This is a genomic window from Massilia sp. NP310 (assembly GCF_019443485.1).
GTDB lineage: Bacteria > Pseudomonadota > Gammaproteobacteria > Burkholderiales > Burkholderiaceae_D > Telluria > Telluria timonae.
This window is the reverse complement of sequence record NZ_CP080379.1, coordinates 333890-349489: the sequence shown is the minus strand read 5'-3', so window position 1 is coordinate 349489 and position 15600 is coordinate 333890. Positions and strand designations below refer to the sequence as shown.

The following is a 15600-nucleotide window of genomic DNA, read 5'->3' as shown; positions in this document are numbered from 1 at the left end:
CGCTCAGTCCTGGGCCGGCGGACGCCCGGTCTTGAGCTGTGGCAGCGCGCCCAGCACGCTCTGCAGGGTGGCCACGTCGAGCTGGCCCAGCAGGGCCACACCAATGCGCAGCAGTTCGCTCTTCTTGACGTCGATGCCGGCCCGCAAGCAGGCCTGCTTGACTTCGAGCAGCACCGCGTATTCGCGCTCGGGCATGGTGAAGCTGTCGCGCACCAGCACCGGACGCGCATCCTGGACCGGCGCGCGCAGCGCCGACCTGGGCGCCGGCCTGGGCGCCTTGGCGGCCGGCTTCCTGGCCGGCGGGTGCGCGAGCGCCCTGGCGGCCGACTTGACCGCCGTCCTGAGCCCGCCCTTTGCCGTTGCGGCCTTGGCTGCGGACTTGACCACGGTCTTGGCCGCGGTCTTTGCGATGGTCTTGGCCGCCGTTGTTGGACTGGCGCTCTTCGCCCTGGGGCGCTGCGCGCGCGCTGCCGCTGGTTCGGGCGCGGCCGCCGGCTTGCGTGGCATGGGTGCTGCTCCATCGTTGAAAGGGCAAATAGTATAAACGATTTAGCCGCTTCCCGCAGGATGCCGTACATACCGCGCGCTTGCTGCCGCCGGCGCCGATCGGTGTCACAATACGGCCTCCACAGGAGCGGCCTTCTGTTTTTTAGAAGTATTCATTCTGCAAACTCCGCTTTTATGGGAATGCATCCTGTATTATTCTTTCGAGCGGACAACTCTGCTGTAAACTCCGCGCGACGTAGAAATTTTTTGAGGAAAACGTGATTCAACCCGGGCCAGTATGCGCAACAAAGCTCATTTGATCCTGCCGGTGCTGTTCGCCATCGCCCTGGCCTTCTTGTTGCAACATTTTCTCGGCTCGATCGCCTGGGCCGGCCTGCTGGCGGTGATCACCTGGCCGTTGCACCAGCGCCTGCTGCGGCGCGGCTGGGCGCCGCTGGCCAGCGCCAGCTTCATGCTGCTGCTCCTGGTGGTCAGCTTCGTCGGGCCGTCGGTGCTGCTGTTCCACACCCTCACTTACGAGCTGGCCAGCCTGCAGCGCATGCTCATCAGCTTCAACCAGACCGGGGTGCCGGTGCCAGGCTGGCTGGCCAATCTGCCGCTGGTGGCCGAACCCGCCGTCAAGTGGTGGCTCGAGCACCTCGCCGTACCGGGCGGGCTGAACGCCCTGGTGCGCACCACGGTGGGCGACTTCATGCCGCACCTGACCGATACCGCGCGCGTCTGGGGCTCCACGATCCTGGCCAACGCCCTGTACCTGTTCCTCACCCTGCTCACGCTGTTCGTGCTGTACGTGCACGGTTCAAGCGTCATGCACTACATCGACCGCGCCGGCGCGCGCCTGCTGCCCGACCAGTACACCAAGCTGCGGCGCGTGCTGCCGCTGTCGGTGCGCGGCACCGCGCTGGGACTGGGTTCGATTGCGATCCTGGAAGGCATCGTGCTGGGCGTGGCCTACTGGGTGGCGGGCGCCCCGGCCCCGGTGCTGCTGGGCGTGATCACCGGCTACCTGGCCCTGATCCCGGGCGGCGCGCCGCTGTCGTTCACGATGGTCTCGCTGCTGCTGTTCGGCCAGGGCCATTCGGCCGAGGCGCTGGGCCTGTTCACCTGGGGCGCGGTCGAGCTGTTCCTGGTCGATAAATTCATCCGCCCGAAACTGATCGGGCAGCGCGTCAACCTGCCCTTCCTGGCGGTGCTGTTCGGCCTCCTGGGCGGCGTCTCGACCTTGGGCGTGATCGGCCTGTTCGTCGGCCCGCTGATGATGGCGATCCTGTTCGGCTGGCTGCGCGACGAGCCGCCGGGCACGGCGCACCTGGTGGCGCCACCCGCGCCCCCGGCGGCAGCCGGGTCAGGCGACGCCGAGCGGGTGGGTTAGCGAATTCATCGCCGCGGCGCGCAGGTGCAGGTCCCACAGCGCGCCCACGCGCAGGCCGGCCTGCACCGCGACCAGCTCGGCGATGTCGAGTTCTTCCATCAATCCGATCAGGATCGCCAGCCCTCCCGGCAAGTGCGACACGCGTTCCGCCGGCGCATAGGCCAGGCGCACCCGCGCCACCTGGCCGAGTTCGATGAAGTCCGCGCGCAGGCGCTCGAGGCCGGACCGGGACAATACGCCTTCCGGCTCGCCCCTCAGTTGGGCGATCTCGGCCAGCGCGCGCACGGTGCCGCAGGCGCCGTAGGCCCGCTCCCAACGCTGGGCGCCCAGCCTGGCCTCGGCGAAGCGGCTCCGGCTGGAGCGCACCGCGGCGTCGAAGGCGGCGCTGTCGAGCCGGCCGTCGGCAAAAAAGGTCAGGCTCTGGCGCACGGCGCCAATGGCGAAGGTTTCGATGCGCCGGATGGCGGCGCCCTGGCCCAGCACCAGCTCGGTGGCGCCGCTGCCGACATCCACCACCAGGCGCGCAACGTCCTGCTCCCCGAGGGTGGTCGCCACGCCCAGGTACACCAGGCGGCCGACCTCGTCGCCGGCGATCAGCTCGACCGGCCGGCCCAGCGCCTTGCCGGCCGCCGGCAGGAACAAGGCCGCATTGCGCGCCATGCGCAGGGCCGAGGTCGCCACCACGCGCACCGCCTGCGGATGCCAGGCGTCGAGCACACCGCGGAACCCCTCCAGGCATGCCAGTGCGCGGCGCATCGCGGACGTGCAGAGCATGCCGTCCTCGTCGAGCGTCGCGGCCAGCCGGACCGGCTCCGCCATGCTGGCGACCAGGCGCAGCACGCCGTCCTCGACATGCCCGACATGCAGGCGGAAGCTGTCCGAGCCCAGCTCGACGGCGGCGTAGATGGGTGATTCGATCGTTGAGGCTTGCATGGCGCGTCCTTTGAACAGGCCGCAGCATAAGCCTCGTGCGTGACATGCGCGTGACGGCGCGCCGCATCGCGGCGCGCGCGCACTTACGCGAGGCGACTCACACCTCGGCCAGCGTCTCGCTGGCCAGCTCCACCCGGTTGCGTCCCGCTGCCCTAGCCTGCTGCAAGGCCTCGTCGGCGCGCTGGAACAGGGTCGTGGTGCTGTCCTCGGGGCGGATGGTGGTGACGCCGAAGCTGGCGGTCAGCTTGATCATCGCGCGCTCGCCCTTGAACGGGGTCGACTCGATCGCGGCGCGGATGCGCTCGGCCACCAGCGCGGCCTCCGACAGGTTGGTGCGCGGCAGCAGGAGCGCGAACTCGACGCCGACCACGCGCCCCAGCTGGTCGCTGTCGCGCAGCTGGCGCCGGCACAGCTCGACCATCTGGCGCAGCACGACGTCGCCGGCCGGGTGGCCGTAGCTGTCGTTGACGCGCTTGAAACCGTCCGGATCGAACACCACCAGCGCGGTCGGCAGGCCCGGACGGCGCGCCAGCGCCATCCACGGCGCCAGCAGCTGGAAGAAGCCGCGCCGGTTCGGCGCATCGGTCAGCGGATCGATCACCTCGGCGCGCTCGAGCGCGTCCTGCAGGCGCTCACGCGTCAGCAGCAGCACGCCGAAGGCATTGCCGAGCATGAGCAGGTACAGGGCGCCGCTGGACAACTGACCCAGCAGCTCGCTCGTCAGCCAGCCCCAGCCGCCCGGCAGCAGCAGCACCGACAGGCCGCGCGCGGCCACCACCAGGGCCAGCGCCATGCTGGCCAGCGCCAGGAAGCGCTGCAGCAGGCTGACGTCGCGCCAGCGCCAGCTCAATGCCAGCGCGCCCGAGAAATAGAAGCCGCCCAGCAGCAGCGAGGCCGCCACGGCGCGCAAGGCTTCCTCGTCGATCAGGTAGCACAGGAAGAAAGCCAGGATCGCGAGGCCGCCGGCGATCATGGTCGGGGTGCGCCAGGCACGCCGCCGCGCCGCCTCCCACGAGGCGCCGCCCTCGACCGCCACGCCGGCGAACAGCAAGGCGTAGCCGCCCGGCACCGCGATCGCAGCCGGCACCACGCCGGCGTCGCCCAGGGCCAGCAGCAGCCAGGCGCCGCCCTGGATCTGTTTCGACAGGCTCCACAGCACCAGCGCTGGCGAGCGGTTCGGTCCGTGATTGAAGAAGGTCAGCAGCGCGCACAGGGTCAGGTTGCCCAATGCCAGTACCAGGACCATGGTCGACGCGTCCAGCATCATTGTGTCAGTACTCATGTTCGACGTTCAGGGTGCCGTCGCCGACCTTGCTGGCCCAGGCGCGGGTGAAATAGTCCCGCTCCGCTTCCAGGGGCGGTTCGTGCCAGAACACGATCAGGGTGCCCTTGTGATCGTGCAGCTGCGTGACTTTATCGACGAAGCCGCCATTGCCCGATCCCTCGGCCAGCGCCGTCGCGTAGCCATACACGCGCTGCAGCCGTTCGAGCCGGTCCGGCTCGGCCACGGCATTGGTCGCGGTCATGGTGGGATGGTCCAGGAACATGGGCTCTCCATCGAAGCGGCCAGCTTATCAGAAGAAGATGCTTTGCAACAAGCCAACTCTTCTGCCTCGACGTTGCTCCTGGACATCAATGCGTTTGCCGGCGTCAGCCGGCGAAGCGGCTGAATACCTCGCGGATGGCCAGGCCGCCGCCGCCGATCAGGACGGCGAAATACAGGATCGTCAGGACATTGCTGACGTGGCCCAGCAGGATGCACAGGCCGTCGCGCTGCAGCAGGCCGATGGCGAGGAACAGGATGGCCACCGCCGGGAAGGTATTGCTGAAAGGAATCAGACCGAACGGCATCATCAGCAGCACGGCGCCCAGGATCAGGGCCGCATTATTGAAGAAGGCGACCGGGCCGGCCGCCACCAGCCACTGGATGCGGTTTGGACGGCTGACGCGCTCGAGCTTCTTGAGCCAGGACAGCGCCTTGCGCAGCAGCGGGCGCAGCTTGCGGGTGCCGATCACGCGGTGCGACAGTGTCGACGGGATCCACAGGTCGCGCCCGAACAGGCGGCTGACGCTGATGAGCAGGATGGCGGCGCCGAACACGGTGCTCACGCCGGGAATCGAGATCGGGATCAGGAACACCAGGGTCAGCAGGGTTACCAGGATCAGCAAGCCGTCGTTGCCGACGCGGTGGATCAATTCGCTGAGCGTGATGCCGGTGCGCGGCATGTCGCGCACCAGGGAGCGCAGGCGCTGGGAAACCGGTTCACTATACATTGTGTTCATGTCGTCCTGAAATCTTGGGTTGTGCGGAACGACGCCTGGGCCGGGCCAGCGCGTCGGTGCGACAGTATAGCCGGGCCCGACCCAGGCGGCTAACGCTCGCGCAAGAGCTTGAACTGCCGCGCCTGGCGGTGATGGCCGGCGACCGACTGCTTGATGTACCGCGTCAGCGCGTCGCCGGTGAGCGAGAACGGATACAGGCCGGCGCGCGCCCGTTTTTCGGCGAACTCCGGGCTGGCCTCCATATTGTCGAACGCCTTCACCCAGCGCCGGTAGTCGGCCTCGCGCACGTCCGGCCCCATCCACACGCCGCGGATCACGGGCCAGACCACGTCATAACCCTGCTCGCGCGCGGTCTTCACGCCGGACAGCGCGCCCGGCAGGCGCCGCTCGGACAGCACCGCCAGCACCCTCACACGGCCGTCGCCGGTATAGAGCAAGGCCTCGGAGGTGTCGCCCGACACCGCCTGCACGTGGTTTTCCTGCATCGCGATGAACTGCTCGCCGCCGCCCTCGAGCGCGACGAAGCGCATCTTGCGCGGATCGATGCCGGCCATCTGCGCCAGCAGCGCCATCTTGATCCAGTCCTGGCTCCCGACCGTGCCGGACATGCCGATCAAGACTTTTTTAGGATCGCGCTTCAGCGCGTGCAACAGGTCGTCGAGCGACTGCCAGGGCGAATCGGCGCGCACCGCGATCATGCCGTAGTCGGCGCCGAAGGCCGCCACCCAGCGCACGTCGTCGACGTCGGCGTCGCCGAACTTGCCCAGCGCGAGGTTGAGCACCGAACCGCCGGAAAAGGTGACCAGGGTGTTCGCTTCGGCGCGGCGCTGCGACACCATCGTGTGCCAGGCCACGGCGCCGACGCCGCCCGGCAAGTAGCTCAGCTGCAGCTCGGGCGCGCCGCCCTGGCCGTGCAAAGCCTTCTGGGCCAGCTTGCAGGTCAGGTCCATCCCGCCCCCGGGCTTGGACGGGATCAGGCATTCGGCCTTGCGCGGCTGGGCGCCGCCGGGCGCGGCGAGCGCCAGGCCCAGGATGGCGAGGAAAGTGTGCACGAATCTCATGGGACGCATGATAGCGCCATGCCGGCGGCAGTGGCGGACCGGCTCAGAAACGGTGCTGCATGCCGGCCGTGATGCCGGTCTGGGTCGAGCCGAAACCGGGGTCGTCGCGCGACAGGCCGACCAGTTGGCCGTGGTCGGCTTTCGCATGCGCGGCCGACAGGTAGAGCGTGGTGCGCTTGGACAGCGCCAGCATGCCGCGCACGACGAACATCGTCGGGTCGGCGTCCTCGATGGCCGGCACGTCCTTCGTGTTGACGTGGTAGACGGCGCCGGTCAGGGTCACGTTATCGATCGTGCGCGAGATCCCGCCCCAATAGGTGTCGGCGCGCAGGTCGGCGCCCGCCCTTCCCGCGTCGAACTCGAAACCGCGCATGCCGGCCGTGTAGCGCCATTTGCCCGTCTGGTAATCCGCCGCCAGGTGGTAGGCGGTGGTCTCGTCGCGCGCGGGCACGCCGGCGACCGCGTTGCCGTTGATCTGCTCATAGGCGGCCATCAAGCCAAGGCCGCCTTCGCCGAACCACGACCCGCCCAGCGCCAGCTTGCGGCCTTCGGCCAGGCTGCCCGAGCGCTCGCCCAGGCCGACCGTGGCGCCATAGGTGAAGCCGCCGCTCTTGCCGGTGTACTTGACCAGGTTGTCGAACTGGGTCGTCATGCCGTATTTCGACGGCCCGGTGGCGCTGGCGCCGGTGGCCCAGGAATAATTGGGGGCGAAGCCCAGCGGATCGAACTTGATCACCAGTTCATAGGTGGTAGTGAACGAGCGGCCGATGACGAGGCGGCCGAGCGAGCCGTCCAGGCCGACCCAGGCCTGGCGCTTGAACACGGCGCCATCGCTTTCGCCGGTATCCATCAGGAGGCCGCCTTCGAGCTGCCAGATCGCTTTCAGGCCGCCGCCGAGGTCTTCGCTGCCGCGAAAGCCCCAGCGCGAGGTGTTCTTGCCTCCCGAGATCACGCGCACCATGTTTCCGCCATCCTCGGCGGCATGGTTGACGTATTCGACGCCGGCGTCGATCAGGCCGTAGACCTCGACGTTGCTCTGGGCGTGGACGGAATGGTTCAGGGAAAGCGCTGCCAGGACGGCGAGCGCGAGGGCCGACTGCTTCATGGTGTCTCCGAATCTTATATGTTTGTATTGCTTTATTCGACCGACTATATGCGCGGCTACCTTTCAGTTCGCTTTCAGTCCCGGCTCCGCTTTCGTACCGGATGAACCAGCTGCCAACCATCACCGCGTGGACGGCGGAGCCGACTCGGCGTCCCCGTCCCCCCTACCGCCGCCGGGCCTTTGCGCTTACACTGGCGCGATGAGAATCCTGCTAGTTGAAGATCACGTCGAGCTGTCGCACTGGGTGTCGAAGGCGCTGCGCGACGCCCACCTCACCGTCGAATGCGCCAGCACCGGCGCCGATGCCGACGCCCTGCTGCACACCCAGGACTATGCGCTGGTGATCCTGGACCTGACCCTGCCGCGCATGGACGGCCTGGACGTGCTGCGCCGCCTGCGCGCCCGCGGCGGCGCGCGCGCAAACACGCCGGTGCTGATCCTGACCGCGCGCGGCGGCCTGGAAGACAAGGTGCAGGGGCTGAACCTGGGCGCCGACGACTACCTGGCCAAACCGTTCGAGCTGGCCGAACTCGAAGCGCGCGTGAAGGCGCTGCTGCGCCGGCGCAGCGGCAACGAGGCGCTGGTGCACCGCTGCGGCCAGCTCGCCTTCGACACCGTTTCGCGCATGTTTTCCTACTGCGGCGAGCCGCTGGCGCTGACGCCGCGCGAGCACGCGGTGCTCGAAGCGCTGATCGCCAGGCCGGGCCGCGCGCTATCGAAGGAAAAACTGTTCCAGGAAGTGTTCGCACTGAGCGACGACGCCAATCTCGACGCCATCGAGCTGTACATCCACCGCATCCGCAAGAAGCTCGAGCGGCCCGGGGGCGACGCCGCCATCGTGACCCTGCGCGGCATCGGCTACCTGATGCAAGAAAAACCCGCCTGAGGCCATGGCCCAGCGCATCTCCCTGCTGCAACGGGCCGCGGCCCGGCCGCTCGGCAGCCTGCGCCAGCAGCTGCTGCGCTGGCTGATCCTGCCGCTGGTGGCGCTGGTCGCGCTCAATGCGGTGTCGCTGTACCGCGACGCGCTGGAAGCGGCCGACGTGGCCTACGACCGCTCGCTGCTGTCTTCCACGCGCGCGCTGGCCGAGCGCGTGACGGTCAAGGATGGCAAGGTGGTGGCCAACGTTCCCTATGTGGCGCTGGACAGCTTCGAGACCGACACCCTGGGCCGCATCTACTACAAGGTCACCGGCCTGGATGGCGAGACGGTCAGCGGCTACGACGACCTGCCGCCGGTGCCGGCGGGCGTGCCGCGCAGCGACCTGTATCCGGCCCTGGTGCGCTTCTACCACGCCAGCTACAACGGCGAACCGGTGCGCATCGCGGCCCTGCTGCAGCCGGTCTACGACGATTCGATGCGCGGCATCGCCCTGATCCAGGTCGGCGAAACCCTCGACGCGCGCAACGCCCTGTCGCGCGACATCCTCCTCAATACCCTGCTGCGCCAGGCCGTGCTGGTGCTGGCGGTGGCGGCGCTGGTGTGGTTCGCAGTGCGGCTGGTGCTGCGGCCCCTGATGCGGCTCAAGAACGAGGTCGAGACGCGCCCGCTGTCCGACCTGTCGACCATCGACCAGGCCCTGGTGCACAAGGAGGTGCGGCCGCTGGTGGCGGCCATGAACGGCACCATGGCGCGCATGCAGGACCTGATCGCCAGCCAGCGCCGCTTCATCGCCGACGCCTCGCACCAGCTGCGCACCCCGCTCGCGGTGCTCAAGACCCAGGCCGCGCTGGCCCTGCGCGAGAACGATCCGGCCGCGATGCGCGCCATCGTCGCTTCGATCGCCGGCACCACCGACTCGGCGATCCACCTGGCCAACCGCCTCCTGGTGCTGGCGCGCATCGAGCATGGCGGCGGCGGAGAACAGGCGCAGCCGGTGACGCTGGCGCTCGTGGCGCGCCAGGTGGGACTGGAGCTGGCCCTGCCGGCGGTGCAGAAGGACATCGACCTGGCGCTCGACGTCGAAGCCAACGCCGACACCACGGTCGTCGGCCGGGAATTGCTGCTGCACGAACTGGTGGCGAACCTGGTCGACAACGCGATCCGCTACACGCCCGCCGGCGGCAGCGTGCTGCTGTGGGTGGGACGGCGCGACGAACGTGTCGTGCTGGCGGTGAGCGACAGTGGTCCCGGCATTCCTGACGCCGAATACGACAACGTCCTGATGCCGTTCTACCGCGCCCAGTCCACGCTGGAAGCCAATCCCGGCGGCACCGGGCTGGGCCTGGCGATCGTGCGCGACGTCGCCAGCCTGCATGGCGCCACCCTGGCGCTCGGGCGCGCGGACGCCGGCGGCTTGAAAGTCGAGGTGATCTTCGGTGCGCCGCGCGCTGAAAGCTGATTGAAAGCTTGCGCGGCCTATAGTTGGCGAAAACGGGGCACTACCCCATTCACGACAACGATCGGAGACATCATGAAGCAGCCGGCTTTCGCGCGCGCCGTCCTGGCCACGCCATCCCTTATCCTCCGCGGAGCATGACATGCTGACCATCCTCGCCTATTCGATGGTCGTCGTCTTCATGTTCCTGATCATGACCAAGCGCCTGCCGGCGCTGGTCGCGCTGATCGTCGTGCCGATCGCCTTCGGCCTGATCGGCGGCTTCGGCGCCGGCCTCGGCCCGATGATGCTGGAAGGGATCCGCTCGCTGGCCCCCACCGGCGTCATGCTGATGTTCGCCATCCTGTATTTCGGCGTGATGATCGACGCCGGCCTGTTCGACCCGATCGTGCGCATCATCCTCAAGCTCGTGCAGGGCGACCCGATGAAGATCGTGGTCGGCACCGCGGCGCTGGCGATGTTCATCTCGCTCGACGGCGACGGCGCCACCACCTATATGATCACGGTGTCGGCCATGCTGCCGCTGTACATGCGCCTGGGGATGAGCCGCCTGACGATGGCCTGCGTCATCATGCTGGCCGGCGGCGTGATGAACATCCTGCCCTGGGGCGGCCCGACGGCGCGCGCCGCCACCGCGCTGGGCGTGGACGTGAGCGACATCTTCGTGCCGATGATCCTGCCGATGGCGGTCACCGCCGTGTGGGTGATGTTCGTGGCCTGGGTGCTGGGCATGCGCGAACGCAAGCGCCTGGGCACCGTGAGCCTGCCGGGCCAGGCAAATATCAAGAAGCCGGCGCCGGTGGCCAAGCTGCAACCGGCCTTCCCGGAACTCGCGGTGGCCGGCGCCATGAACGGCACCACCGGCGAGTGGAGCGCCGCGCCAGGCGCCGCATCGCTCGGGGGCAATGTGCACGCCTTTGCCGCCGGCCGCATCGAAGCCGATGGCGGCGGGCTGCAAAGCCCGGCCGGATCGGGCGGCTCGGGCGGTGGCGACGAACCGCCGGTCGGCGTGTCCTCGCCCGACACCGCGCGCCCCAGGCTGATCTGGGTGAACTTCCTGCTGACCGTGGCGCTGCTGGTGCTGCTGGTGCTGGGCGCCCTGCCGCTGCCGGTGCTGTTCATGATTTTCTTCGCGATCGCCATCACCGTAAACTATCCGAGCCTGGAAGCGCAAAAGGCGCGCATCGAGGCGCATGCGGCGAACGTGCTGCCGGTGGTGTCGCTGATCTTCGCGGCCGGCATCTTCGTCGGCATCCTGCAGGGCACCAAGATGGTCGACGCCATCGCCCTGAGCGTGATCGCGGCGGTGCCGGAGTGGATGGGGCCGTATCTTGCGATCGTCACCGGCATCCTGAGCATTCCATTCACCTTCTTCATCTCGAACGACGCCTTCTATTTCGGCGTGGTGCCGGTGCTGGCCAAGGCCGCCGAGGTGTATGGCATCACGGCGGCGGAGATCGGCCGCGCCTCGGTCATCGGCCAGCCGGTGCACCTGCTCAGCCCCCTGGTCGCCTCCACCTACCTGCTGGTCGGGATGTGCAAGGTCGAATTCGGCGACCATCAACGCTATACCCTGATCTGGTCGATCTCGGCCTCGCTGGTGATGCTGGTCGCCGCCGTCATCTTCGGCGTGGTGCCACTGATGGGATCAGGAGCCTGAGGTCATTTTCCGAGAAGGATGCGATGGCTAATGTGCCCGGGCAGGCGACGGCTTGTGCATCCTCGATCTTCTCAAACGCCTTCAATCCGGTCGATGTTTGATCGTTCGCGTCCCTCGCCTCGGCGTTCGCTGCTGCAATCGCTTGGAACACGCAATACTGAGCATATCAGCGTCGAGGACGACCATGACAGAAGGAATCCGGATTGATGCCCGTGACGCGGCGCCAACGATTCGCGGCGAACAAGGCCATCTCCTTGCTGTACTGTTAGCCTACTTTGCTGCGCACCTATTGATCCAGATGACGGTCACTGGCTCGCTGGAGCGGGACGAGGCCGAGATCGTGTACCTTACGCAGCGACTGCAGCTTGGTTACGGAACCCAGCCGCCGCTGTACGCATGGTTGCAGTGGCTGGCATTCTCGATGTTCGGTCTGAACCTCTTTGCACTGGCACTGCTCAAGGTGCTGATCCTCCTTGCCCTGCACCTCGGCATGTACCGGGCGGCGCGGCCGCTGATCGGCGTCCATGGCGCGCTGGCCGCCGCCGCCTCGCTCGTGCTTTTCCCGCAAATAGGCTGGGAATCGCTGCGCGACCTGACCCACTCCGTGCTCCTGACCAGCATCGCCTGCGCCACGCTGTGGTGTTATTTCGCCGTGCTGCGTAAACCTGGTGCAGGACGCTACGCCTTGTTCGGCCTGCTGGTCGGACTCGGCCTGCAGACGAAATACAACTTCGGCATTTTCTTGGCCGGACTTGTCTGTGCCAGCCTCCTCGTGCGCGAGCATCGGGACGTCCTCTGGAACCGCAAAGTCGTGATCGCGGCGGGGGCGGCGTTCCTGGTGTTCCTGCCACATGGCGCGTGGTTGATGCAGAACCTGGACGCCGCGGCCGCCGGCACGGTGCGCAAGCTGGCGGAAGGCACTGGAAAAGCCGGCTACCTGAACAACGTTGGCGCCGGGCTGGCAAGCCTGTTGTCGGCAATCCTGGCATTCGCGGTGCTGCCGGTGCTCGTCTACCTGCTTGCCTTGCGCCGCCTGCGCAAGCAGATCGCATTCGATGTCCGCGCGCCGGAAAGTCGCTTTTTCCTCTGCCTGTACGCCAGCTTTCTCGCGCTGCTGGTCGCGATTGTCTTCACAGGCGAGGTGGGGAAGATCAAGGATCGGTGGATGATGCCGCTGCTGTTCTCGCTGCCGCTGGCATTGTTTGCCGTCGCGCCCAGGTTGTCGCGCCAGGCCGCGTTCGAACGCCTTCGCCCGGTCGTCGTCGCGGTCGGCTTGCTCGTTCTGATACTGCTGCCGATGCGCACCTGGTTCGGACCGGCGCTTGGCAAGGTCGCCCCACCGCATCACCCCTATCCGGAGCTGGCCTCGGAACTCGTGCGCCGTTTTCCGGCGACGACCACGGTGGTGACCGAAGGAACGCTCATCGCCGGGAATCTTCATTTTGAACAACCCCGCCTGCGGACCCTGCTGCTGGAGCATGCCATCCGTAGCGAGGAGCGACTTGCCGGGCAGGTTCTGCTGGTCATGGACGAGGACGCAACAATTGGCTGGCTTGACCGCTTCCGCTCGGCCTACCCGCAAGCCAAAGTCACGGAGCAAGGCCGGATCCGTCTCGGCTACCGTTTCGGGGGCAAGGGAAGCATGACCTTCGACTATGTCCATCTCAACGTGGAGGACAAAAATGCTGCTGTCAGTCGTGGTTCCGGTAATGAACGAACAGGGTAACATCGCGCCGCTGGTAGAGTGCATTGCCGCCGCCCTGTCCGGCATCGAGCATGAGGTGATTTTCGTCGACGATGGCTCGCACGACGACACAATCGGTGAAATCGAGCGGTACGCGCGGCCCAACACCCGGATCCTGGTTTTCAACCGCAATTACGGGCAGACGACAGCGATGGCTGCCGGCATCGATGCAGCGCGCGGCGAATTGATCGTCATGCTCGACGGCGATCTGCAGAATGATCCCTGCGACATACCGCTGATGATGGAAAAATTGGCGCTGGAGAACTGGGACGTGGTTGCCGGTATCCGCGCCAGGCGCAAGGATGGTCTTTTGCTTCGCAAGGTCCCGAGCAAGATTGCGAATTGGCTCATCCGCAACTCGACAGGTGTGTTCATCCGCGACTATGGCTGCACGCTGAAGCTGTTGAAGGCGGACGTCGCCAAGGGCCTGAGCCTGTACGGTGAGCTGCATCGCTACATGCCGGTACTGGCGAGCATGTACGGCGCCCGCATGACCGAGATGGAGGTGCGCCACCACGCGCGACACGCGGGTGTGTCGAAATATGGACTTGGTCGTACCCTCAAAGTCGCCAGCGATCTGCTGCTGATGCTGTTCCTCAAGAAGTATGGCCAGCGCCCGATGCATTTTTTCGGCGGCGCCGGCCTGTTCCTGTTGTTGGCGGGCTGCCTGGTCAACCTCTGGCTGCTGCTGCAAAAGCTGATGGGGGAATCCATCGGCGGCCGGCCACTGCTGATATTGGGCGTGCTGCTCACGGTGGCCGGCATCCAATTGATCACGACCGGCTTCGTTGCCGACCTGGTGATGCGGACTTATTACGAGTCGCAGAAGAAAAAGCCCTATACGATCAAGAAAGAAATTTGTGTTTAGCGGCCGCAAAAAGCTCGCACTGCAGTTCATGATCACTGCGATCCTGGGAGGATTAGTATTGCGGCAGCTTGACATGACCCAGTACCGGCATCTGTCGCTGACAGGGCCTGTCCTGGCCGGACTGCTGCTTGGCGTCCTGTTGTTCAACCTGTCGAAGATTGCCGGCGCTTTGCGGCTCAACATCTACCAGCGCCACGTTGGACTGCGCATCGGCGAAATCGATAACCTGAAGCTGTATTACGCCGGCATGTACCTTAATCTTGCGCTGCCTGGCGGCATCGGCGGCGACGGATACAAGATACTGGTATTGCGCCGTCACGGCGCGGCATCGGGAAAAGTGCTGGTCGGGATCACCTTGTTCGACCGTTTCAGCGGCCTGCTGGCCCTTCTGCTCCTTGGCTGTGCTTTCGTGCCATTCCTTGGTCTCGGCTGGCTGAGTCACACGGTGCACGCCTGGGTGGCGGGCGGCCTGATGATCGTCGTGGCCCTGGTCCTGGCCCACCGTTGCTGGTTGAAGATGCGGTGGCCCGCGATTTTCTGCGCCTGCTGCGGCGCTCTCGTGGTCCAGACTCTCCAACTTGCCTGCATGGCGGCCATCATTGCCGGATTAGGCGTGCCGCTCGGCCAGTATCCGCAGTATCTGGCTGTGTTCCTTGCATCTTCGATCGCCGCAGTCCTGCCCGTCACCATTGGCGGCCTGGGCATGCGCGAGCTGACGTTTGTTTATGGGCTGCGCCTGCTCGGCCTGGGATCGGAGGTCGGGGTGCTGGCCGCAATCGCGTTCTTCCTGATTACCGCAGGATCGTCGCTGATTGGGGCTGCGTTGCTTCCGGGGAGTTGGGAAACCTACGCGCGCAGCTGACATCTCACACTGCGCCGGCGAGGCGCATTGCTCGCATATACTGCTTCCATGCCCGCTCCGCTCCCCCGCCCCGCCACTGACGCCACCCGCCCGCCCCTGGTGCGCACCGACGGCGACCGCCGCACCCTCGAATTCACGCCCGGCGACGTCCAGAGCGAAATGCTGGTCTCGCAGCCCGACGCGCTGGTGCTGGAATACACGCGCGCCATGATGTGCTTCGCGCTGTTCGTGCCCGACCCGCGCCACATCGTGATGGTCGGCCTGGGCGGCGGCTCGCTGGCCAAGTTTTGCCACCGCCATTTTCCGCGCGCCCGCATCACCGTGCTCGAGATCCGGGATGACGTGATCGCCCTGCGCGACCAGTTCTGCCTGCCGCCCGACGACGCCCGCCTGCGCATCCTGCACTGCGACGCGGCCGATTACCTGGCGCGCATGCCGGGCTGCTGCGACGTGCTGCTGGTCGACGGCTTCGACACCCAGGGCCTGCCGTCCGACCTGGCAAGCAGCGCCTTCTATGGCGCCTGCCGGCGCGCCCTGCATCCGGGCGGCGTGCTGGTGGCGAACATCTTTACCTACGATCCCCAGTATGCGAGCGCGCTGCAGCGGCTGCGCGCCGCCTTCGACGGCCGCCTGGCCTGGTTCGCGCGCATCGCCGGCAATAACCGGATCCTGTTCGCGGCGCGCCCCGGCCATCCGGGCGCGCGGCCGGGCCGCGGCGAGCGCCTGCTGGCCTGGATGGCGCGCAAGGAAGGCCGCGGCCTGGGCTGGAGCAACCGCCTGCTGGCGCGCATGCTGGTGGCCTGGCTGGCGCGGCGCCGGGCGTGAGCATGTGGACGAATTGTCTCGCACGATAGGATTCGTTTGCG

Annotated in this window: 15 protein-coding genes; 8 read left to right on the top strand and 7 right to left on the bottom strand. The window is 66.9% G+C overall.

Annotated elements, in window-relative coordinates:
* Positions 1–3: 3 nt before the first annotated feature.
* Positions 4–507, bottom strand: coding sequence for a hypothetical protein (locus KY496_RS01615; protein ID WP_219863573.1), 504 nt, complete (start codon positions 505–507; stop codon positions 4–6).
* Between the two features lie 277 nt (positions 508–784).
* Between KY496_RS01615 and KY496_RS01610 the strand changes: the two genes are divergently transcribed.
* A complete protein-coding gene (locus KY496_RS01610; RefSeq protein WP_219863571.1) occupies positions 785–1879 on the top strand; it encodes an AI-2E family transporter in 1095 nt (364 codons plus the stop codon).
* Here KY496_RS01610 and KY496_RS01605 read toward each other — a convergent pair.
* The 6 genes from KY496_RS01605 to KY496_RS01580 all read right to left on the bottom strand — a co-directional run bounded on the left by KY496_RS01605 (position 1853) and on the right by KY496_RS01580 (position 7261).
* A complete protein-coding gene (locus KY496_RS01605) occupies positions 1853–2812 on the bottom strand; it encodes a hypothetical protein (RefSeq protein WP_219863570.1) in 960 nt (319 codons plus the stop codon). The genes KY496_RS01610 and KY496_RS01605 overlap by 27 nt on opposite strands.
* 97 nt (positions 2813–2909) lie before the next feature.
* Positions 2910–4094: a GGDEF domain-containing protein gene (locus tag KY496_RS01600; protein WP_229520393.1), complete on the bottom strand. Its 1185-nt coding sequence runs from the start codon at positions 4092–4094 to the stop codon at positions 2910–2912.
* Positions 4084–4359 carry a hypothetical protein gene (locus KY496_RS01595; RefSeq protein ID WP_005669652.1) on the bottom strand — a complete coding sequence of 92 codons (276 nt, stop codon included), beginning with the start codon at positions 4357–4359 and terminating at the stop codon, positions 4084–4086. The genes KY496_RS01600 and KY496_RS01595 overlap by 11 nt, the downstream gene beginning before the upstream one ends.
* A 103-nt stretch (positions 4360–4462) precedes the next feature.
* Complete coding sequence (locus KY496_RS01590; RefSeq protein ID WP_005669651.1) at positions 4463–5095, bottom strand: exopolysaccharide biosynthesis protein; 633 nt, start codon at positions 5093–5095, stop codon at positions 4463–4465.
* 89 nt (positions 5096–5184) lie between these two features.
* Positions 5185–6156 (bottom strand): tripartite tricarboxylate transporter substrate binding protein, encoded by a 972-nt coding sequence (locus KY496_RS01585; RefSeq protein WP_229520517.1) that lies wholly within the window; start codon positions 6154–6156, stop codon positions 5185–5187.
* A gap of 43 nt (positions 6157–6199) precedes the next feature.
* Complete coding sequence (locus KY496_RS01580; protein WP_219863566.1) at positions 6200–7261, bottom strand: porin; 1062 nt, start codon at positions 7259–7261, stop codon at positions 6200–6202.
* 199 nt (positions 7262–7460) lie between these two features.
* Between KY496_RS01580 and KY496_RS01575 the strand changes: the two genes are divergently transcribed.
* From KY496_RS01575 to KY496_RS01545, 7 genes are all read left to right on the top strand, one after another.
* Positions 7461–8147, top strand: coding sequence for a response regulator (locus KY496_RS01575; RefSeq protein ID WP_071363282.1), 687 nt, complete (start codon positions 7461–7463; stop codon positions 8145–8147).
* A gap of 4 nt (positions 8148–8151) precedes the next feature.
* Positions 8152–9603: a sensor histidine kinase gene (locus KY496_RS01570; protein ID WP_219863564.1), complete on the top strand. Its 1452-nt coding sequence runs from the start codon at positions 8152–8154 to the stop codon at positions 9601–9603.
* A gap of 139 nt (positions 9604–9742) precedes the next feature.
* Complete coding sequence (locus KY496_RS01565; protein WP_219863563.1) at positions 9743–11260, top strand: CitMHS family transporter; 1518 nt, start codon at positions 9743–9745, stop codon at positions 11258–11260.
* A 184-nt stretch (positions 11261–11444) separates the two neighbouring features.
* The gene (locus KY496_RS01560; protein ID WP_219863561.1) at positions 11445–12986 is read left to right on the top strand and encodes a glycosyltransferase family 39 protein; all 1542 of its coding nucleotides are present in this window, start codon (positions 11445–11447) and stop codon (positions 12984–12986) included.
* Positions 12943–13872, top strand: coding sequence for a glycosyltransferase family 2 protein (locus KY496_RS01555; RefSeq protein ID WP_184239537.1), 930 nt, complete (start codon positions 12943–12945; stop codon positions 13870–13872). Before KY496_RS01560 ends, KY496_RS01555 begins: the two co-directional genes overlap by 44 nt.
* A 28-nt stretch (positions 13873–13900) precedes the next feature.
* Entirely contained in the window at positions 13901–14734 is an 834-nt protein-coding gene (locus KY496_RS01550) for a lysylphosphatidylglycerol synthase transmembrane domain-containing protein (RefSeq protein WP_219863559.1), read from the top strand.
* A 48-nt stretch (positions 14735–14782) separates the two neighbouring features.
* Complete coding sequence (locus tag KY496_RS01545) at positions 14783–15559, top strand: fused MFS/spermidine synthase (protein WP_184239541.1); 777 nt, start codon at positions 14783–14785, stop codon at positions 15557–15559.
* Positions 15560–15600 lie beyond the last annotated feature (41 nt).